The 20,371-nt window shown below is 57.5% G+C and carries 15 protein-coding genes; 6 read left to right on the top strand and 9 right to left on the bottom strand.

What is annotated here, in order from left to right; genetic code table 11:
* Positions 1-105: 105 nt before the first annotated feature.
* Both ilvN and KZ772_RS16550 read right to left on the bottom strand, forming a co-directional pair.
* Entirely contained in the window at positions 106-597 is a 492-nt protein-coding gene (gene ilvN, locus KZ772_RS16555) for an acetolactate synthase small subunit (protein WP_035250069.1), read from the bottom strand.
* Positions 597-2,318, bottom strand: a complete 1,722-nt coding sequence (locus KZ772_RS16550) for an acetolactate synthase 3 large subunit (RefSeq protein ID WP_290537556.1) — start codon at positions 2,316-2,318, stop codon at positions 597-599. The genes ilvN and KZ772_RS16550 overlap by 1 nt, the downstream gene beginning before the upstream one ends.
* Positions 2,319-2,775: 457 nt before the next feature.
* Here KZ772_RS16550 and KZ772_RS16545 point away from each other — a divergent pair, with 457 nt between their 5' ends.
* Positions 2,776-3,237 (top strand): DUF4124 domain-containing protein, encoded by a 462-nt coding sequence (locus KZ772_RS16545; protein ID WP_290537555.1) that lies wholly within the window; start codon positions 2,776-2,778, stop codon positions 3,235-3,237.
* Positions 3,238-3,304: 67 nt separating this feature from the next.
* On the opposite strand, the gene clpB is transcribed toward KZ772_RS16545, so the two are convergent.
* The 3 genes from clpB to rluD all read right to left on the bottom strand — a co-directional run bounded on the left by clpB (position 3,305) and on the right by rluD (position 7,982).
* Positions 3,305-5,890, bottom strand: coding sequence for an ATP-dependent chaperone ClpB (gene clpB / locus KZ772_RS16540; protein ID WP_290537554.1), 2,586 nt, complete (start codon positions 5,888-5,890; stop codon positions 3,305-3,307).
* A 285-nt stretch (positions 5,891-6,175) separates the two neighbouring features.
* The gene (pgeF, locus tag KZ772_RS16535; protein WP_290537553.1) at positions 6,176-6,922 is read right to left on the bottom strand and encodes a peptidoglycan editing factor PgeF; all 747 of its coding nucleotides are present in this window, start codon (positions 6,920-6,922) and stop codon (positions 6,176-6,178) included.
* 91 nt (positions 6,923-7,013) lie between these two features.
* On the bottom strand, positions 7,014-7,982 hold the full coding sequence (rluD, locus tag KZ772_RS16530; protein ID WP_290537552.1) for a 23S rRNA pseudouridine(1911/1915/1917) synthase RluD: 969 nt from the start codon (positions 7,980-7,982) through the stop codon (positions 7,014-7,016).
* Positions 7,983-8,064: 82 nt separating this feature from the next.
* Between rluD and KZ772_RS16525 the strand changes: the two genes are divergently transcribed.
* Positions 8,065-8,880, top strand: a complete 816-nt coding sequence (locus KZ772_RS16525; RefSeq protein ID WP_290537551.1) for an outer membrane protein assembly factor BamD — start codon at positions 8,065-8,067, stop codon at positions 8,878-8,880.
* 159 nt (positions 8,881-9,039) lie between these two features.
* Here the strand turns inward: KZ772_RS16525 and KZ772_RS16520 are convergent, their stop codons facing one another.
* Positions 9,040-10,665 carry an NAD+ synthase gene (locus KZ772_RS16520; RefSeq protein ID WP_290537550.1) on the bottom strand — a complete coding sequence of 542 codons (1,626 nt, stop codon included), beginning with the start codon at positions 10,663-10,665 and terminating at the stop codon, positions 9,040-9,042.
* An 87-nt stretch (positions 10,666-10,752) separates the two neighbouring features.
* Here KZ772_RS16520 and KZ772_RS16515 point away from each other — a divergent pair, with 87 nt between their 5' ends.
* Genes KZ772_RS16515 through KZ772_RS16505 form a run of 3 tightly spaced genes read left to right on the top strand, consistent with a single transcriptional unit; the run spans position 10,753 to position 13,945 of the window.
* Positions 10,753-11,004: a PP0621 family protein gene (locus tag KZ772_RS16515; RefSeq protein WP_290537549.1), complete on the top strand. Its 252-nt coding sequence runs from the start codon at positions 10,753-10,755 to the stop codon at positions 11,002-11,004.
* Positions 10,994-12,550, top strand: coding sequence for an ATP-binding protein (locus tag KZ772_RS16510; RefSeq protein WP_290537548.1), 1,557 nt, complete (start codon positions 10,994-10,996; stop codon positions 12,548-12,550). The genes KZ772_RS16515 and KZ772_RS16510 overlap by 11 nt, the downstream gene beginning before the upstream one ends.
* Positions 12,551-12,562: 12 nt before the next feature.
* On the top strand, positions 12,563-13,945 hold the full coding sequence (locus KZ772_RS16505) for a sigma-54 dependent transcriptional regulator (RefSeq protein ID WP_290537547.1): 1,383 nt from the start codon (positions 12,563-12,565) through the stop codon (positions 13,943-13,945).
* Here KZ772_RS16505 and KZ772_RS16500 read toward each other — a convergent pair whose 3' ends face one another.
* Positions 13,946-14,968 (bottom strand): FAD-dependent oxidoreductase, encoded by a 1,023-nt coding sequence (locus KZ772_RS16500; protein WP_290537546.1) that lies wholly within the window; start codon positions 14,966-14,968, stop codon positions 13,946-13,948.
* Positions 14,969-15,057: 89 nt separating this feature from the next.
* On the opposite strand from KZ772_RS16500, the gene KZ772_RS16495 reads away from it, so the two are divergent.
* A complete protein-coding gene (locus KZ772_RS16495) occupies positions 15,058-15,573 on the top strand; it encodes a GspH/FimT family pseudopilin (protein WP_290537545.1) in 516 nt (171 codons plus the stop codon).
* A gap of 21 nt (positions 15,574-15,594) precedes the next feature.
* Here the strand turns inward: KZ772_RS16495 and KZ772_RS16490 are convergent, their stop codons facing one another.
* Positions 15,595-16,017 (bottom strand): type IV pilin protein, encoded by a 423-nt coding sequence (locus KZ772_RS16490; protein ID WP_290537544.1) that lies wholly within the window; start codon positions 16,015-16,017, stop codon positions 15,595-15,597.
* Between the two features lie 45 nt (positions 16,018-16,062).
* Positions 16,063-20,349 (bottom strand): PilC/PilY family type IV pilus protein, encoded by a 4,287-nt coding sequence (locus tag KZ772_RS16485; RefSeq protein ID WP_290537543.1) that lies wholly within the window; start codon positions 20,347-20,349, stop codon positions 16,063-16,065.
* Positions 20,350-20,371: the final 22 nt, after the last annotated feature.

Raw genomic sequence — 20,371 nt, 5'->3', positions numbered from 1 at the left:
GCGAAGCGAATAATGCCGCCTGCGGCGCTCCTACAGATAAACCGGAGGCACAAAAAAGCCGCTCCGAAGAGCGGCTTTTCATATGGCGTCAGACATCGAGCGTTCTTACAGGCTCAACACCTTCTCGCCCCGGGAGATCCCGGACACGCCGGAACGCACCACTTCCAGTACCTGGGTTTCCCCGATGGCACCGATAAAGGCATCCAGCTTGTCGGAAGCACCGGTGAGCTGAACGGTATAGACGGTGCTGGTCACATCCACGATCTGGCCGCGGAAGATGTCCACACTGCGCTTCACCTCGGCACGCTGGGCACCGGTGGCTTTCACCTTGATCAGCATCAGCTCGCGCTCGATGTGCGCCCCCTCGGTGAGATCCACCAGCTTGACCACCTCGATCAGCTTGTTCAGGTGCTTGGTGATCTGCTCGATCTTCAGATCATTACCAAAAGTGGTCAGGGTCAGGCGCGACAGGGTGCTGTCTTCGGTGGGCGCCACCGACAGGCTTTCGATGTTGTAGCCCCGCTGGGAGAACAGACCGATCACCCGGCTCAGTGCGCCCGGCTCGTTTTCCATCAGAATAGAGATAATACGACGCATCAGGTCCGCTCCGTCTTGCTCAGCCACATATCGCGCATGGAACCGTCTGCAATCTGCATCGGGTACACGTGCTCGGTGGGGTCCACATAGATATCCATGAATACCAGGCGATCTTTCAGGGCAAAGGCTTCGTTCATGGCCCCTTCCAGGTCCTCAAACTTGGTCACCTTCATGCCCACATGACCGTAGGCTTCCGCCAGGGCCACAAAGTCCGGCAAGGACTCCATGTAGGACTGGCTGTGGCGGCCACCGTATTGCATGTCCTGCCACTGACGCACCATGCCCAGGGCCTGGTTATTGATGTTGATGATCTTCACCGGCAGGCCGTACTGCAGGCAGGTGGAGAGCTCCTGAATGTTCATCTGGATGGAGCCTTCACCAGTGACACAGGCCACGGTGGCGTCCGGGAACGCGAACTGCACGCCCATGGCCGCAGGCAAACCGAAGCCCATGGTCCCCAGGCCACCGGAGTTGATCCAGCGACGGGGCTTGTCGTACTTGTAGTACTGGGCGGCAAACATCTGGTGCTGGCCCACATCCGAGGTCACATAGGCGTCACCACCGGTGGCCTTGTAAAGGGCTTCCACCACCTGCTGGGGCTTCATGGGACCATTTTCATTGGTCTCATAGCGCATGCCGTGAACCTTGCGCCAGCCTTCGATCTCTTCCCACCAGCGCTCCAGCGCCTTCTGGTCCGGCTCGCCACCGTGCTCATCCAGAGCCGACAACATCTCTTCCAGCACCTGGTGCACCGGCCCCACGATGGGGATATGCGCCATAATGTTCTTGGAGATAGTCGCCGGGTCGATATCAATGTGGATGATCTTGGCACCCGGACAGAATTTCTTCACGTTGTTGGTCACCCGGTCGTCCAGGCGAGCCCCCACCGCGAGAATCACATCGGAGCTGTGCATAGTCATGTTGGCTTCATAGGTGCCATGCATGCCCAGCATGCCCACATTCTGCGGATCCGTACCCGGGAAACAGCCCAGCCCCATCAGGGTATTGGTTACCGGGAAGTTCAAGCGATGGGCCAGCTTGGTCAGCAGTTCGCTACCCTCGCCCTGGATCACGCCGCCACCCGCATAGATCACCGGGCGCTTGGCTTTCATCAGCTCTTCCACTGCCTTGCGGATCTGGCCAGAGTGGCCACGGCTGACCGGCGCATAGGAACGCATCTTGACCTTTTTCGGATACTCGTAAGGGTTCTTCACGTTCGGCGCGGTCTGATCCTTGGGAATATCGATCAGTACCGGGCCGGGACGGCCGGTGGTGGCAATGTAGAACGCCTTTTTCATGATCTCCGGAATGTCCTTGGCATCGCGGACCATGAAGCTGTGCTTCACCACCGGACGGGACACGCCGATCATGTCGGTTTCCTGGAAGGCGTCATCGCCAATCCAGTCGGAGCGCACCTGACCAGACAGAACGATCATGGGGATGGAATCCATGAACGCCGTCGCCAGACCGGTAATGGCATTGGTGGCACCGGGACCCGAGGTCACCATCACCACGCCGGGCTTGCCGGTGGCACGGGCATAACCGTCCGCCGCATGGGTGGCCGCCTGCTCGTGACGAACCAGAATGTGGCTGACCGTGTCCTGCTGGAACAATGCATCGTAAATGTGCAGTACGGACCCCCCGGGATACCCGAAGATGTACTCCACTCCCTCGTCTTGCAGCGCACGGACCACCATCTCCGCGCCGGATAACATTTCCACGGTTGCTACCTCAAATCAGAATGCATACAACCCACTGCCGTGCAGCGGGACGGGCTTTACAACTTGCTGCCTGCGGGTAAAACACCGTATTTGGGTGCTCTTGGGCCCTGTCGGAGGTGGCCGACACGAACGCAGGCTGGGAGGGCGACACGGAGGCACTGCAAACCTGAAGAGGGATTACTCCCGCTAAATAGGAATGAGAAACCTCCGGAGGCTCCCACAGCGGGACGAGAGTGCAGTGATACTGCTGGCAGGACATCGCGGTAACGGTGCCCCGGGTCCCGGCCTCACATTTACCGGTAAGCAAATGCGGGTCCCGATCTCCGGAAAGGCCCAATTTTGTCAGAAATGTGCGTCGATTCAAAGCCCTTGGTCGGGTTTGGGTTGCAGAAAATCCCCCTCAACAGTCATGCTAAAGTACGAGCCGAAAAGACAACCCGAAAAGAAGACCAACATTATGAACAAATTCAGCCTGTTGCTTGGCAGCGCTCTGCTCATCCTCGCCAGCGCCAGCTCGGCGGCCAAGTTCTACAAATGGGTCGACGATAATGGCGTCACCCACTATGGGGCCAACCCACCGCAGGGAGTGGTCTCCACGGAAGTGAATACTCGCGCCAATGCCAGCTCGGACCAGAACAAGGCACTCGAGTCCCTGCAGGAGAAACGGGACCAGGCCACCAAAGAGCGCGAACAGGCCGAACAGGCTGCGGAAGAGGCACGGCGGGAAAAAACCGACCCGGAGGCCGTCCAGCAGGAGCGTTGCGAGCAGTATCGCAAGAACCTGGACATCCTCATCAACAAGCCGACGGTTCGCCAGAAGAACCCGGAAACCGGCGAGATGGAAGTGATTGACCAGGACAAGCGGGAGGAAATTCTGGAAAAAACCCGCAAGGCGCTGGAGCAATGCGAAGCGTCCTAGCCCCATTCAGGTAAACACAAAAAAGCCGCAGATCACTCTGCGGCTTTTTTGTGGTAATGACAGCGGATCAACGATCAAACGTGAACCGGTCCTCGTTCACCCCGATCGAGATAGTGTCACCCTGCCCGAACTCTCCTCTGAGCAAGGACTGGGCCAACGGGTTTTCCAGCTGTTGCTGGATGGCCCGCTTCAGGGGCCGGGCACCATAGACCGGGTCGAAGCCAGCTTCCACCAGTTTATCCAGCGCCGCATCGCTAAGCTCGAGGCGGATATCCCGCTCAGCCAGCCGCTTGCGCAAGTAGTCCAGCTGAATACCGGCAATGCCCTTAAGCTGATCCTTGGCCAGCGGATGAAACACCACCGTTTCGTCCACCCGGTTGATGAATTCCGGGCGAAAATGGTTACCCACAACCTCCATGACCGCCGCTTTCATGGCCTCATAATCGTTCTCTCCGGCCAGTTTCTGGATCAGGTCGGAGCCCAGATTGGAGGTCATCACCACCACGGTGTTGCGGAAGTCCACAGTACGGCCCTGGCCATCGGTCAGGCGGCCATCGTCCAGCACCTGCAACAGGATGTTGAACACATCCGGATGCGCCTTTTCCACTTCATCCAGCAGCACCACGGAGTATGGCTTGCGGCGCACGGCTTCGGTCAGATAGCCACCTTCTTCGTAACCTACGTAGCCCGGAGGCGCACCCACCAGCCGCGCCACGGAGTGCTTCTCCATGAACTCGGACATGTCGATACGCACCATGGCCTCTTCGGTATCGAACAGGAAATTGGCCAGCGCCTTACACAGCTCGGTCTTACCCACCCCGGTCGGGCCGAGGAACAGGAAGCTGCCATTGGGACGGTTCGGATCGGACAACCCGGCCCGGGAACGCCGCACCGCGTTGGCCACCGCTTCCACCGCTTCTGCCTGGCCGACTACCCGCTGGTGCAAGGCCTCTTCCATTCGCAGCAGCTTGTCTTTCTCGCCTTCCAGCATCTTGGCGACGGGAATCCCGGTCCACTTGGACACCACCTCGGCGATTTCCTCGTCGGTCACCTTGTTGCGCAGCAACTGGTTTTCCGTCTGGGACTGCTGCTCTTCCTGGTCCTGGGCCGCCTGTACCTTTTTCTCCAGTTCCGGGATGACCCCATACTGTAGCTCGGACATACGGTTCAGGTCCCCGGCGCGGCGGGCCTGCTCCAGCTCAACTCGAGCCTGCTCCAGTTCAGCCTTGTATTCCTGGGCGCCCTGCAACGCGGCTTTTTCGGCTTGCCAGATTTCTTCCAGATCCGCGTACTGCTTTTCCAGCTCGTCGATATCCGCTTCCAGTTTTTCCAGCCGCTTTCTGCTGGCCTCGTCCTCTTCCTTGCGCAGCGCCTGACGCTCCATCTTCAGCTGGATCAGGCGACGGTCAAGACGGTCCATTTCTTCCGGCATGGAATCAATTTCCATGCGGATACGGCTACCGGCCTCATCAATCAGGTCAATAGCCTTGTCTGGCAACTGACGATCGGTGATATAGCGATGACTGAGCCTGGCCGCGGCAATGATGGCGCTGTCGGTGATATCCACACCATGATGCACCTCGTAACGCTCTTTCAGGCCGCGCAGAATGGCGATGGTGTCTTCCACCGTAGGCTCGTCCACCTGCACTTTCTGGAAGCGACGTTCCAGGGCCGCATCCTTTTCGATGTACTGGCGATATTCATCGAGCGTGGTGGCGCCGACACAGTGCAGCTCACCCCGGGCCAAGGCCGGTTTCAGCATGTTGCCGGCATCCATGGAACCTTCGCCCTTGCCGGCGCCGACCATGGTGTGCAACTCATCGATGAAGAGGATGATGCGCCCTTCCTGCTTGGCCAACTCATTGAGTACCGCCTTGAGACGCTCCTCGAACTCGCCGCGATACTTGGCACCAGCAATCAGGGCAGCCATATCCAGGGACAGTACCTGTTTGTCCTTCAGCCCTTCCGGAACTTCGCCGTTGACGATGCGCTGGGCCAGTCCTTCCACAATGGCAGTCTTGCCTACCCCGGGTTCGCCGATGAGAACGGGGTTGTTCTTGGTGCGACGCTGCAATACTTGAATGGTGCGCCGGATTTCATCGTCACGACCGATCACCGGGTCCAGCTTGCCGGACTCGGCTCGTTCGGTCAGGTTCACCGTGTACTTGTCCAGCGCTTCACGCTTGTCTTCCGCATTGGGATCGTTCACCGCTTCTCCCCCCCGCACCTGGGCAATCTTCTCTGCCAGCGTCTTCTTGGTGACACCGGCATTCTTCATCAGTTTGCCAAGCTCACCGTTATCGTCACAGGCCGCCAGCAACACCACCTCGGTGGACAGGTATTGATCACCACGTTGCTGGGCTTCCCGATCCGCCATGTTCAGTAAACGACCAGTGGCCTGCCCCATCTGCACATCGCCGGTGAAGTTGCTGACCGTGGGCAGCTTGTCCACCGCCATATTCAGGGCAGTAATCACATCCGCAACGTTGGCGCCGGCTTTCTCCAGCAACGGCTTGGCCGCCCCACCCTGCTGCTGCATCAGCGCCAGCATCAGGTGAACCGGCTCAATGGTGCTGTTGCCCTGCCCCACGGCCAGGGATTGCGCGTCTGACAGGGCTTCCTGCAGGCGTGCGGTGAGTTTGTCCATTCGCATTTGGGCTCTCCTTTCCGGTTGTGATCCGCGCTCCAGCTCCCTGTCGGCAAGCCAGCCACGATCACCGGTTATCAATCATCTGTCCCTTTAATGGGTCCGATTGAGCCAGATTCAAGAGCAGTGAATAGTTAATAGTGAACAGTTAACAGCGACGCGAGGCCGCTTGTCTGTTTCTGAAACGCAAGAAGCCGCGCCCAAACCATGAGCGCGGCCTCTTGCGTTTCAAAATCGATTCACCCCGGACGCGAACTATTCACTGTTCACTATTAACTATTCACTGCTCTTTTATTGGTCTAGCCAGATCATTGACGCAAACCGACCCGTGTCGCCTTCTTTTCGGTATGAATAGAAGCGCTTTAGGTCGCAAGCGGTGCAAAGCTCCCCCCCCTGGACGTCCTCCACGCCCAGACGAGCCAGCTCAATGATCGCGGCCTGGGCGACGGAAAATCGCCAATGATGAGGGGTGGCATCGGCGTGAAAGGCGGCTTTGAAATCTGCATGGGCATCCACAAAGGCCCGGTAGACCTCATCGCCGACCTGGTAGCATTTACCGCAGATCGCCGGACCCAGCCAGGCACTGACTGGCTCACCATTTGGAGCAATCCTGCTCACCCCTTCTGCAACGATGCCCGCTTGCAGACCACGCCAGCCCGCATGCACAGCTGCCACCGCACTGCCATCAGTTCGCGCCAGCAACACAGGCAAGCAGTCGGCGGTAAGCACCACACAGGGCCAGCGCTGCTGGTCGGTCCAGACCCCATCTGCCTCATTGTCAGAATCATCTGCCCGGATCACCCGTTTGCCGTGGACCTGCCGCAGCCAGGCCACCGGGTGGTCTGCTTGCAGCAGCTTCTCTACATGATGACGGGCCTGCTCCACCCGGGCGGGTTGGTCGCCGCAGTTCATGCCCAGATTGAAGCCATTCCAGGGTGGCGGGGAGTGACTACCGGCACGGGTTGTGACGGCCACACGCACAGACGGGTGCGGCTGCCACGCTGGCCAGATCCATTGGGAACGACTGGGTAAGGTCATGGGAGCAGCCCTGATTGGGTAACGCGGAAACCCCTTCTGCATCTCCGCCATTCACTGGTTCTGGCGGAGGTGCTATGCAGCTATTTCCACCCTACGAGTTGGCGTCTTCTTCCAGCACCTGAATCAACGCCTGCATATCTTCAGGCAGCGGCGCTTCGAATTCACAGTATTCACCCGTGGCAGGATGAATCAAGCCGAGTTTGCGTGCATGCAGGGCCTGACGAGGGAAACGTCGCAGGGCTTCACGCAAGGCCTCACTGGCACCGGCAGGCTGCTTGAGGCGCCCCCCGTAAAGCGGATCGCCCACCAGTGGGTAATTGCGATGGGCCATGTGTACGCGTATCTGGTGGGTACGTCCGGTTTCCAGCTGCACCTTGATGCGGGTGTGGGCTCGATAACGATCCAGAACACGGTAGTGAGTCACCGCTTCCTTGCCGCCGTGTTTCACCACCGCCTGCTTTTTACGATCCACCGGGTGACGCCCGATAGGGGCATCCACCTTGCCACCACCGGTCATCACCCCCACGGCAATGGCCTCGTACTGGCGAAACAGGCTCTTGTCCTGCAACTGCGCCACCAGGCTCTGGTGGGCTTCCAGCGAGCGAGCCACCACCATCAGGCCGGTGGTATCCCGATCCAACCGGTGGACGATGCCGGCCCGAGGCAGACTGTTCAGCCGTTCATCCAGGTGCAGCAGGCCATTGAGCAAGGTGCCATCCGCATGGCCCGCTGCCGGGTGTACCACCAGACCGGTGGGCTTGTTGATCACGATCAGATCGTCATCCTGATAGACCACATCCAGCTCAATGGACTGGGGCAGGTCATCCAGTTCCGGGGCGATTTCCACTTCCAGTGTCAGGCATTCATTGCCGATCAGTTTGTCCTTGGGCTTGGCTTTGCCGCCGTTGACGGTCAACACCCCATCCTTGATCCAGCCCTGCAGCCGTGATCGGGAAAACCCCTCGAACAGCTCGGCAGCAGCCTGGTCTACCCGCTGCCCCGCCTGATCTGCGCGCACCTGTTCGCTACGCTGAATTTTCTCGCCGCCAAGATGTCCCATAGTCCAACCTGTGTTTAAATGCCGTGTCTGAATTATTCAAAGGCTCGCCAGCCCGTCATTGTAACCGTTTAACGAGGGAAGAATGCCACGTATTTTATGGCCACTGCTGGGCCTGCTGCTGCTAGCTGGCTGCGCCAGCAACAAGGACCGCCCGGAATTGACCGAGGCAGACCAGTATCGGGAAGCCAGCGAGTCCCTGGAGTCCAAGAACTACCTGACCGCCATTGACCAGCTCAAGGAGCTGGAAGCTCGCTTCCCCTATGGGGATTTTGCCGAGCAGGCAGCTCTGGATCTGATCTACGCCCAGTATCGGGCGGTGGATTACCCGGCCACGGTGGTAGCCGCACAGCGCTTCATGCGCAATTATCCGGCCCATCCGCGCATGGACTACGCGCTGTATATGCGCGGGCTGGCCAACTTCAATATGGAGAAGGGCCTGTTCGACAACATGGTGAGCTCCGACAAGTCCAGCAAGGACATGGGAGCAGCCAAGGACGCGTTCCGGGATTTCGAGCGCCTGGTGAACCGCTTCCCGGACAGCGAGTACGCGCCGGATGCCCGGTCTCGGATGGTCCACATCCGTAACCAGCTGGCCCGCCAGGAACTCCATGTGGCCCGCTACTACGCTCGCCGCGGCGCCATCATCGCCTCCATTAATCGGGCTCAGTATGTGGTCAAGCATTTCCAGCAGACCCCTGCCGTCCCCGAGGCACTGGCTATCATGACCAAAGGCTACCAGCGCCTGAAGCAACCGGAACTGGCAGAGAAAAGCCGCAACGTACTGGCCCTGAACTGGCCGGACAGCAAGTTTCTGGACGATGACAAACAGGTCGCCCTGGCCTGGTGGCCGGACGAGGATGACGGGCTGCTGAGCCTGCTGACGTTTGACCTTCTGTAGCAGCTTCTAGCTTCTAGCTTCTAGCTTCTAGCTTCTAGCTTCTAGCTTCTAGCTTAAAAAGGTGGCATCGGATCTGTTCTGATGCCACCTTTTTTGTCTTCGCGCTTCCAACTTCTTATCGAGCCCTGTCTTGGAATAACTAGCAGCTAGTCGCTACCTCTAGTCCCCCGGCCGCCAGCCGTTAGTGATCGGGTAGCGGCGGTCCTTACCGAAGGCGCGGCGGCTGACGCGGGGGCCGACGGCGGCCTGGCGGCGTTTGTACTCGTTACGATCAGTGAGTTTTACTACCCGGTAGACGTTGTCACGGTCGAAGCCATCACGGATAACCGCTTCGGCGCTCATGTCCTGCTCTACATAGCGCTCGAGAATCGCATCCAGCTCGTCGTAATCCGGCAATGAATCACTGTCGACCTGGTCCGGGGCCAGCTCGGCCGACGGTGGGCGGGTAATGACTCGCTCCGGAATAATTTCCACACCCGCCTGCTGGTTTCGCCAATTGGCCAGACGGTAAACCATGGTCTTGAACACATCCTTGAGCACCGAGAAACCACCGGCCATATCCCCATAAAGAGTGGCATACCCCACGGCCATCTCACTCTTGTTACCGGTGGTCAGTACCACCGAGCCATTCTTGTTGGAGAGCGCCATGAGCAAGACGCCGCGACAACGGGCCTGCAGGTTTTCTTCGGTGGTGTCTTTCTCCTGCCCGGCAAATGCCTCGCTGAGAATATCCATAAAACCATTGAAGGCGGGCTCGATGGGCAGTACACGGTAATGCACCCGCAGGGTTTTGGCCTGCTTCTCTGCGTCCTCCAGGCTCATAGCAGAGGTATAGCGGAACGGCATCATCACCGCTTCGACCCGCTCCGGCCCCAGGGCATCCACCGCCACCGCCAGGGTCAGGGCCGAATCAATGCCTCCTGACAGACCCAGAAGCGCCCCCTTGAAGCCATTCTTGTTCACGTAATCCCGGGTTGCCAGCACCAGGGCCTGATAGAGGCTTTCTTCCAGGCCAGGCAGCGGAAGCTGCTCGCCCATGGGCTCGCAGTGTCCATCAGTACACTGCAGGTCTACCGGGATTAGCGCCTCGGTAAAGCTGGCGGCCTGGATACAGCGGTGTCCCTGGCTGTCGCAGACAAAGGACGCACCATCAAAAACCAGTTCATCCTGGCCGCCTACCAGGTTGCAATAAAGAATTGGCAAACCGGTTTCACGGCTGCGGGCTTGAACCTGTTCCAGGCGCTCCTGGAATTTGTTGGCCCGGAAGGGGGAGGCATTCAGATTCAACACCAGATCCACATCCTGCTGCTGCAGCTGGGCTGCCGGCCCGCTATGCCAGATGTCCTCGCAGATGGTCAGCCCCAGCATCCAGCCATCCAGTTCGAACGTGCAAGCCTCGGAACCGGGCTGAAAGTAACGTTTTTCGTCAAACACCCGGTAATTGGGCAAATGCTGCTTGAAATATTCATGGCGAGGGCGGCTTTCGCCGGGGAACATCACCCCGGCGGCATTGCGACGCTGGCCATTGCGCACCGCAGGATAGCCGATCACCACCGGCACACTAACCTGCTGGCCGATCATCGCCAGAGCCGCATCCACACGGCTGTTGAGACTGGGCCGCAACAGCAGATCCTCCGGTGGATAGCCGGTCAGCATCAATTCCGGGAACAGCACCAGATCCGCCCCCAGCAGACGGCGAGCCTCGTCCGCCGCATCAATCACCCGCTGGGCATTACCCTCAATGTCACCCACCAGCGCATTCTGCTGGGCCATAATAATCCGCATGGTTAACCGGCCTTTCCTCAAGTGAGCGCTGATTGTACTCTTTAGCCGGCGATCGATGAACGCATCCCGGCAAACAAGGAGAACAAGATGGGCCTGATTCGCCTGCTGATTATTGCCGCCCTGATCTATCTGGCCTGGCGAGTGGTGAAAAACCTGCTGTCACAGGCAAGCGGCCGCGACAACTCCAGCCCCGACCGCAGCAGTCAGGACGCCCAGGCCATGCTCAAATGCGCCCAGTGTGGCGTGCATGTTCCGGCCCCGGAAGCCTTCACTCATAACGGCCATCACTTCTGCTGCCAGGAGCACCAACGCCTGTATCTGGAGCACCATGACCGCTAGCCAGGGGTGGACGCCTGCCCGCATCTACAATGTCTACCGGATTGCCATCGCCTGCAGCCTGATGCTGCTGCACTTCGGCCCGGAACAAGCCCTGATCGGCAATCACTTACCGTTATTGTTTGAAACCACACTCTTTGTCTATCTGGGTCTGACGCTGGCATCCGTCACCCTGGACTTTCGGGCCGAGAAACGTGCCTATCCGGCCTGGGCACAGCCTGCCTCGCTGATTACCGATCTGACCATGCTGTCGCTCGTTGTCCATTCCAACGGGGGTCTGGAGGGCGGCCTGGCAGTACTGCTTCTGGTTACCGTGGCCGCCGGCAACATTCTGTTGCGCGGGCGCCTGGGCTTCCTGATTGCTGCTATGGCCACACTGGTCATGATGTTTGAGCAGTTTTACTTTTCCATGCAGTCCCTGTCGGACTCCTCTTTCCTGCTGACAGAATCCGGCCTGCTGGGCATCGCCTTTTTCATGGTATCGCTGATCATTCAGCAGATAACCCAGCGACTGCAGCAAACCGAGCGGATTGCACAGCGCCAGCGGGTGGCGATCGAGCGCCTGGAAGCCCTGAACCAGCAGATTGTGCAGCGCATGCGGACCGGCGTTGTGGTATTCGACGAATCCTTCCGCATTCTGATGGCCAACCAGGCAGCCAACAGCCTGTTTGGCACACCCATGCTCGGCAACCAGTTGCCCCAGCAACTGGTCAGCCGTTATCAACGCTGGCAGGACAATCCGTTACTGCCACTGGCCACCCTGAGAACCTCGGAACAATCACCGGTACTCAACCCCCGGTTTGCCCCCCTGGAAACCGACCACGAGCTGCTCACACTACTGTTTCTGGAAGACAGCGCCAGGGTCGCCCAGGAAGCCCAGCAGATGAATCTCGCCTCGCTGGGGCGCCTTTCCGCAACCCTGGCTCATGAGATACGCAACCCGTTAAGCGCCATCAATCATGCCACCGAGCTGTTGCTGGACGGCGATGCCAGCGAGGAAGACCAACATTTGCTTGGCATCATTCGCAACCATGTGGGCCGGGTGAATGGCATCATTCATGATGTTCTGGATCTGTCACGTCGAGGCAAAGGGCAAGCAGAACGCTTTGGTTTGGCGCCGTTTCTCAACGAGCTTTGTGAACAATGGAGCCTGCGAGGCTACTCCAGCGAGCGCCTTGGCAAGGCATGTCAATCGGACGTGGAAGTACGCTTTGATCGCAATCAACTGACCCAGGTGGTCGACAATCTGATTCGCAATGCCTTCCAGCATGGCGGGGAGAACTGCCGGGTTACACTGGAATGTGGCAGTCATGAACAAACCGGCCTGCCCTGGCTCAGAATCCGGGATAACGGCAGTGGCATTCCTCCCGAGACTGCCCGACACCTTTTTGAGCCCTTCTATACCACGGCCAGTGACGGCAATGGACTTGGCCTCTATCTAAGTCGGGAGCTTTGCCAGGCCAATCAGGCTGCGCTGAATCTGGAAGACACCCCGAACGGAGCCAGCTTTGTGATAACCTTTGCCCACCCGCACCGACAATTTCAATAACATGATCTGATTATGAGTGCTGATACCCCACACGTATTGGTTGTTGACGACGAAGCCGATCTACGCGAACTGCTGGTGATCACCCTTGGGCGCATGAAACTCAAGGCTACAGCAGCCGAATCACTTGGCGCAGCCAAAGCGGCACTTGGTGAAAGAACGTTTGACCTGTGCCTAACCGACATGAATCTGGGGGATGGCACCGGGCTGGAGTTGCTGCAGTTTATTTCCCGGCAATGTCCCGATATGCCTACCGCGGTCATTACCGCTTACGGCAGTATGGAAACCGCCACCGATGCGATGAAATTTGGTGCCTATGACTTTATTGCCAAGCCCGTGGCGCTGGATCGCCTGCGCCAATTGATTGAAGACGGGCTAGGCATCAGCGAGGTGGAAGACCATCACGAGGAAGAAGACAACCTGATCGGGCAGGCACCGAGCATGCGCGCCCTGAAGGCCCAGGTTCGCAAGCTGGCACGCAGCCAGGCACCGATCTACATCAGCGGCGAATCCGGCAGCGGCAAGGAGCGCATAGCCCGCCTGATTCACAACCTGGGCCCACGCAGGGAAAAACCCTTTGTCGCCGTCAACTGCGGCGCTATCCCATCGGAGTTGATGGAAAGCGAATTTTTCGGCCATCGTAAAGGCGCATTTACCGGTGCCGTGGAAGACTGTAAAGGCCTGTTTCGGGAAGCCGATGGTGGCACCCTGTTTCTGGATGAAGTGGCTGATCTGCCCTTGCACATGCAGGTCAAACTGCTCCGGGCCATTCAGGAAAAGAGTGTACGCCCGGTGGGTGAGGCTCGAGAGTTCCAGGTGAACCTGCGTATTCTCTGCGCTACCCACAAGGATCTGGCCAATGAAATGGCCGAAGGTCGCTTCCGGCAGGATCTGTTTTATCGTCTCAACGTTATCGAAGCTCACGTACCACCGCTTCGCGAACGACAGGAAGACATACCTGCACTGGTTGATCATATTCTTCAGCGCCTCAGCCAAGCCTGGGACACCAGAGCTCCCAAGGTCAGCGGCCAGGCCATGAAAGCTCTGTGTGATTACCCCTTCCCCGGTAATGTGCGAGAACTGGAAAACACGCTGGAAAGGGCGATGACCCTTTGCAATGGTATGGTTATCGAGACGGAGAGCCTGCATTTACAGTCGCCCTCTTCCCCTGCCCCAGCCAAAACAACCGATGGCGCCAGTCAGGTCTTGCCCAAGCGGGCCGCCGACCAACCGCTGGAAGACTTTCTGCAGGACATCGAGCGCCAGGAAATCCTCAAGGCACTGGATGCCACACACTGGAATCGGACTGCTGCCGCGAAAAAACTGGGCATGACATTTCGCTCCCTGCGCTATCGACTCAAGAAGCTAGAGTTAGACAGGGACGATGGCAGCGAGTGATCAGGGAGCTCCGTAGGGCGATGGATCGAACTCCAGTGGCTCCCCACACATCCATTGTGCCAGTAACCGAGCACTAGCAGGGGCTGCCACCAGCCCATTACGAAAGTGCCCCGTGTTGACCCACAGGCGTTGTTGCGAATCCACGGGAAAGATATACGGCTCGTCTCTCATGTTACCGGGCCTAAGTCCTGCCCATACAGCCAAAGGCGTTTTTCCCGCCAGCGATGGTTTCAGCCGCAAGGCGTTTTCGCATAGGCTCTCATACCCCTCCCTGGTAGGAAGACTTGTCTCGAAAGACGGCTCCATTGTAGAACCAAACAGACAGAGTCCCTCGCCACGGGGAATGAAATAACCGGAATCGCTGAGCCAGACCGTATCGGGGCAATCCTCACCCAGATCCCACAACAGCATTTGCCCTTTCACAGGAGTCACCGGCAACGTCACCCCCCAGGGAATCAACAGTGGAGCCGACCAAGCCCCCGCTGCAACTACAACCGCATCGAACGGGTGCTTGCTTGCCGCTGTCACCACATTCAATCCATCCCCGGCTTCTTCAAGGCCGGTGACCTTCTCAGCCGCTATGTTGACACCACGTTTCCCCAGCGCCTCCCTGAGCCGATCAATCAACCATGGATTACGCACAGAACCCAGTTCAGGCAAGAACCAACCAAGCGGGTGGCGCTCGCAAGTCACTTCGTGACGGCGACACCAGTCTGTGACTTGATGGGTTTCATCCGTCACCGCCAGCAATCCCTGTGGAACTACCTGGAAGTCCACCTCCAGCATACCGGCCAGCGCCTGATAATCCTGCACCGCATTCCGAGTCAGAAGGGTTAGCGCATCAGAATACCGCCAGGGGAAAAGTGGCGAAAGAATTCCGCCGCCAGCCCAAGAAGCTGGATTGCGAGCCGGCTCGTCGTGAAACACCGTGACCTGCCTGCCCCGACGATTCAACTCCAGGGCGGACAAAAGCCCCAGCACTCCTGCCCCGACCACTGCTACATCGGCTACATGCTTTGTCATAACTGCCCTACACCGTCTTGCGAAATTTATCTATGCCACCATGACAATGTGCTGTCTATGCTGCCTGTTCAGGCATCAGAGCATGAAGAATGAAAAGAGAAACCGGCACAACACTGATGGAGCTTATGGTCTCGCTGATCATAATGGGGCTAGTACTATCCCTCTCCCTGCCCTCACTGCAACAACTCGTCACCAATCAGCGGCTGGCCGCAGCCGCCAATGATACACTGGCATTAATGTTACAAGCCCGTAGCAGCAGCCTTGTGCAAGGCGACATCGTGATCTGCATCAAGAACAGTGACTGCAATGGCCATAGCCCGGGGCCGGGGCTGATGGCTTTCCACGACAGCAACAAGAATCTGAAACATGACACAGGGGAGAACATTGTCGCGGAAACCGGTGACACAAAACAAATTCAATGGCAGTGGAAAAGTTTCCGGGGCAAACCCTGGTTTCGATACAAAGCCACTGGCAAAGGGTACTACCAGAACGGGAGCTTTTACGTCTGCCTGAAGGATGTTGGCAAACGAGTGGTGGTTAACTGGGTGGGTCGGCCAAGAGTGGAAAGCAGTATACCGAAGGGGAGCTGCCCGGTTACTCCGTAACCGGGCAGGAAAAAACCATCGTCAGCGCTTGCTCCAGGGATCATCGGTGCCAATCGTGCAGCCACCCGTTCCGAAACAGGTATCACTATCCTGATTAATCTTGAATGACACCTCCCCCGCAACAATAGAACCGCTCTTTGGCGTCGCCAACGCTTCATAGGTCTGGTCGCCATTAGCCAAAGTAATCGTCACTGTGTACTTCTCGTCACTGGCCAGAGACGACCCCAATTTGGTGAGAGAGTTAGTGTATTTGAAGTTCTGGGATCGCCAGCGCTCCTGAGATGCAGCCAGATCCATCAGATCACCACGCACTTTGGCCTCAACCGTATTACGAACATGATTGGTGTATGACGGATAGGCAATCGCAGCCAGAATAGCCACTATCATCACTGTAATAAGCAACTCAATCAGGGTAAAACCTGTCTGTCTGTTTCTATTCTGCATATCAACCCCGAAGGGGGCTTTTGCCCCCAAGCGTATTTATTTTGTTTATGGCGTTGTCGGGCTGGGGTTCTCCGCCTGGATAACCGCATCCGCCTCCGCATCACTGTCTACCTGATACCAGCGGGTCTTCTTCAGACCACAGCCTTTCATAAAACCACCCGAACGGACGGAAGTACCCACCAGAATCGCGATCTGGGAACCACTCTCGCAGGCCGAATCATAGCCATCATCATCGGTTTCATCCGGATCAGTGGGCGGATCTTCCCCCCCCACAACGACCGTTGCACCCCCACCCAGACCAATGAGCGCACTCTCCTCAATACGGTCCGAGCCATCCACAGTTCCATCGTTATTTGCATCCCCTGCCGGCGACGCATCGTTCACATTGATAGTGTAAAGGCGGGTGCGCCCCTGCACCGGAGCACAATCCGAACGCGAGGAGAGGTCGGTAGGCACGTAGGCCGTGAGATAGATGACACCATCCAGAATAGCGGCAGCATCCAGCACCTTCTCCCCGTTCGCCTTGTCCAGGTTGATATACCAACCTCGTTTGGAGAGATCTCCTGCAGAGGGAGAGAGGTTACTGGTCACATCCACCAGGTCGGAAGAACCCACTGTTCCAGATGACGTATACCCGGATTTCTGCGCCTTGAAGATGTCCGTGTCCTCCACCATGAAGATACGATCCTGAGTCGCATTCTTTTCAAGAGGATGCGCCCGATAACCCGAACCAACCACCACCTGCAGGAAGGGGTTGTCGGAACTATCGTAAGCCAGCGAGGCAGTCACAGAGGCATAAAAACGTCGGTGATCACCATAGGAGGAGGACTCCGCGTACCCCAGGGAGGCAAGGGTCTCAACGCGACGCACCAGGCTACCCGCTCCGGTATTATCCATATTCAGATCTACCCGGAAGATTTGCCCACCCAGATCAGTGGCATAAAGGGCATCAATAAAGCCATCCACATCCAGATCCACTGCAGCCACGTCAGAAGGAATGCTCCACTTCATATTGCTTACAGTGTCGTGGGATGCAGCCCCGGAATTACTACTGGCATCCGAGGCGCTCCAGATAAGCTTGCCGTTGGTAGCATTCACCATATAGATGGCATTGCCCATGCTATCACCGGAGGATGACGTGCCCGCCGTATCGTGGCTTGCATCATCGTAACCACCACCGAAGATCAGTACCGGCACCGCTTTACCATTAATCTTGATCTGCGACAGCGTCGGGCTGGACCAGGTCTGCCCCAGGTCATCAAAACCGGATGTGGTTCCACCCTGGATTCGCCACAACAGACGAGGGTCGGGTGTCGCATCCGCATCCGTCACATCCAGAGCATACATGTTACGTCCACCGCGACGCTGCCCACCGAACATATAGACGTTCAGATTTGAACCTTCCACCCGGCGCCAGGGAGTCCAGGTCGCATCCAGTCCGTAAGTGGAACGGGGGTAGTCCATGGGCAACAGCTTCTCGTTCTCCATTCTCGCCCCGGTCTTGGCCAGCTCATCAGGAGGAATAAAAGAGAAGCGCTCACTGCCATCATCCGCATCCACAGCATGAAGAATGCCATCGTTTGTGCCGACGAAAACCACGTTGTCCTGAGTATTATTGGCAGTGTCCACTTCATAAGTCACCAAACGTGGCTCACTGTGCAGGGGGTCGCCCCATGAGAACTTGAGGAAGGTCAGCGCTTCCGGCTGGTCGGCGGCGTCTGCCAGGTTCATCTGGGCTGCAGAGGGCTGATTGGTATCATCCATCAGCGTTAGCCCCTCACCACTGCCGAATGAGGTTGCATCGATGCTGCCGGAAGGCTCAAGGTTGCTCTCGGTACCCGCAAAGTAATATAGCTTGCGAGTGGTACTACCGTTGTCGATCTCGCCCCGGGCACCACCCATTACCGCCAGATTGCCATCCACGGAATCAGACCAGAAACTCTTCGACTCATCCTTGAAGAAGCCTGTCGTGTCGTCGGTGGCCACGGCACCAGTTGCATCGACAATTCTAGGGCCAGAGCTGGCAAACTCGAGACGGTAACGCTTCAGGTTACCTTTCCACTGTGTCAGGAAATCCGGTTTGAATACGGAGTAGTACAGCTGATCCAGATGCTGGAAACGGTTCAACTGGTTAACTGCCACACCCGGCGCAGCCAAAGAGGCATTTTCCACCGTAATGCGGTCTATGATTTCGGAAAACGCCGTCTCGACCTCGTCCACATTCGACGCCGGCACATAGAAGCCCCCCGATGCTTCGGCAATACGGGAATAACCCTCAGTCTCAGTGTCTGTTAGCTGAAAACCGACAATGTGGGTCACCACCGGCACACGATCCGCCGGATCCACCGGGTTCGCCAGCCACTTGGCATACGTGGCAGAACAGGTGTAGTCGTCTGTTCCCGGGCAGTCAGGATCAGAGCCCTTGACGACGCCTTCGGTCGCCTTGGAAACGTTATCCTGCGCAGTCTTTCGATCGTTGGGGCTCTTGCCGGCCATCATGATGATATGACTGCGTGAGCACTGATCTGCAGCGCTGGGCGGCAATCGATAGCTGGTATACCGGGCATCGAAAATATCATCCGCATAGGTATCGGCCGGCTCGGTGCCCTCATTGCTTTTATAATAATCCGCCCCAGTGATGGGTACATGGCCATGCATGTAGGAACCCATGTCCAGCAGACTGGTGGCAGTATCAGGCTTACCCCCACCCTTGGCACTGGCCAGCAATGCCACCTGCTCCTTCAGCGCATCTCGAGAAGAAGGAAGGAAGCTGGAAGTACTGGCAGCGAGGGCATCAAATTTCATGTATGCGGCACTGGCGACACCGTCATCCATACCTCCCAGACGCACCGAGAAGGAATCCGGCGCAGAACTTTTCAGCACAAAGCCAAGATTGCTGCCTGCCGTCCACCCTGAGGTTGCCAGCACCTTGTTGACCATGTCGGTCACATCTACCTCAAAGTAACCCTGCTGGCCAGCCGTTAATGAATACTCAACGCTGGCACCCAGGGTGCCCTGAGCAGAAATACTGCCATCACTGTCAAACGGCTGGGCATCCCCATTGATCGCATCAATGACCAATTTACCATTGCCGGAAACCTCCATGGCATTGAGGTAGAGCCTGGCGTTGCTGATCACATCCCCGCTTTGAAGACCAAACTGGGGCATTCTCAACGCTGCCATATAAGAACCGGAAGAAACCGCTTCCTTACTGCCATTCGGGTTGGTGGCTTTCTTGGAGGTGGATACGGTATCCAGATTGCCTGCATCACCTACCAGGAAGGGACGGTCACTGAACAAGGTGCCGCCGGACAGTAACTCGATCGCATCATTATCGGTTTGGGAAGGATCGCGATGCTCGCCCCCCATACAGGACAATGCATCGTCACCAGACAGGCCAGCGCCCACCACCATGCTTGTGGGGTCCCACTCGACATGTAGGGAAGGCGCTTTCACTGGGGTCACGCCATCCGGAAGCAACTGTCCATTCGCCTCGGAGGCGTAGTAGGTAAAAGAGGAATCCGAGCGCATAAAGCCAAGGCCGATGGTTTCATTGCCACACCAGGCCGCCCGGCTGACCATATCCTGCATGACTGGGGTTAATGGAATACGAATGGTGTAGGTGTCAACTTTCTCGACTTTGGTATCCCACTCGGCACCCGTATTGTAGGTGCGGTTATCCTGGCCGGTTACCTTGGTAATGACCGACTCTGTCCAGCCAGCGGCAAACAGATCATTGCTGGCAGAAAAAGGCTGGGCCAGATCTACATCATCATGTAGCAGGCTCACTGCAGCGCCGCTGACCGGAAAGGAGGAGTGAAGTTCAATGTAGGCATTGGTAATGGAGGCATGGCGAGGCACCGCCACCGGATTGAAAACAAAACCGTGGCGGGTACTGCCATCGCCCCCCACAACCTTGACCTCCGCATCCCCAATAACAATGGCATCACTACTGCTTGCCTGGTAGGCATCACCATCCCCGGTAATAGCCAGACTGGTCAACTGGGTGCCTGCGGTATTAAGCAACGGGGTGACCGGATAGGCCACATAGGACCCTCCCGGCTGGCCGCCCGCATAGTAGCGGGATAACCCCATGTTAGTACTGGACGCAGTTCGGTCGATCACACGGTTCAGGGCAGCAGCAATGTTTTCGATGATATCGCCAGAGTTACCGGCGCCTGCAGTATCGATCATCATCATGATGTTATTACTGCTACCAGCAGGAATGCCCTGCAGATAAACTTCAGTGTCATCGGCATGCAAACCAGGCACACTGAGAAAAATGGCCGCGCCAAGGCCGAAGTAACAACCGGTTCGTTTAAAAATATTCATTTTTTGTCTCCCCACCCGCGCA

This window comes from Alcanivorax sp., assembly GCF_019431375.1.
GTDB classification, from domain to species: Bacteria; Pseudomonadota; Gammaproteobacteria; order Pseudomonadales; family Alcanivoracaceae; genus Alcanivorax; species Alcanivorax jadensis_A.
The sequence above is the reverse complement of the archived record's forward strand: the minus strand, read 5'-3'. Positions and strand labels throughout refer to the sequence as shown.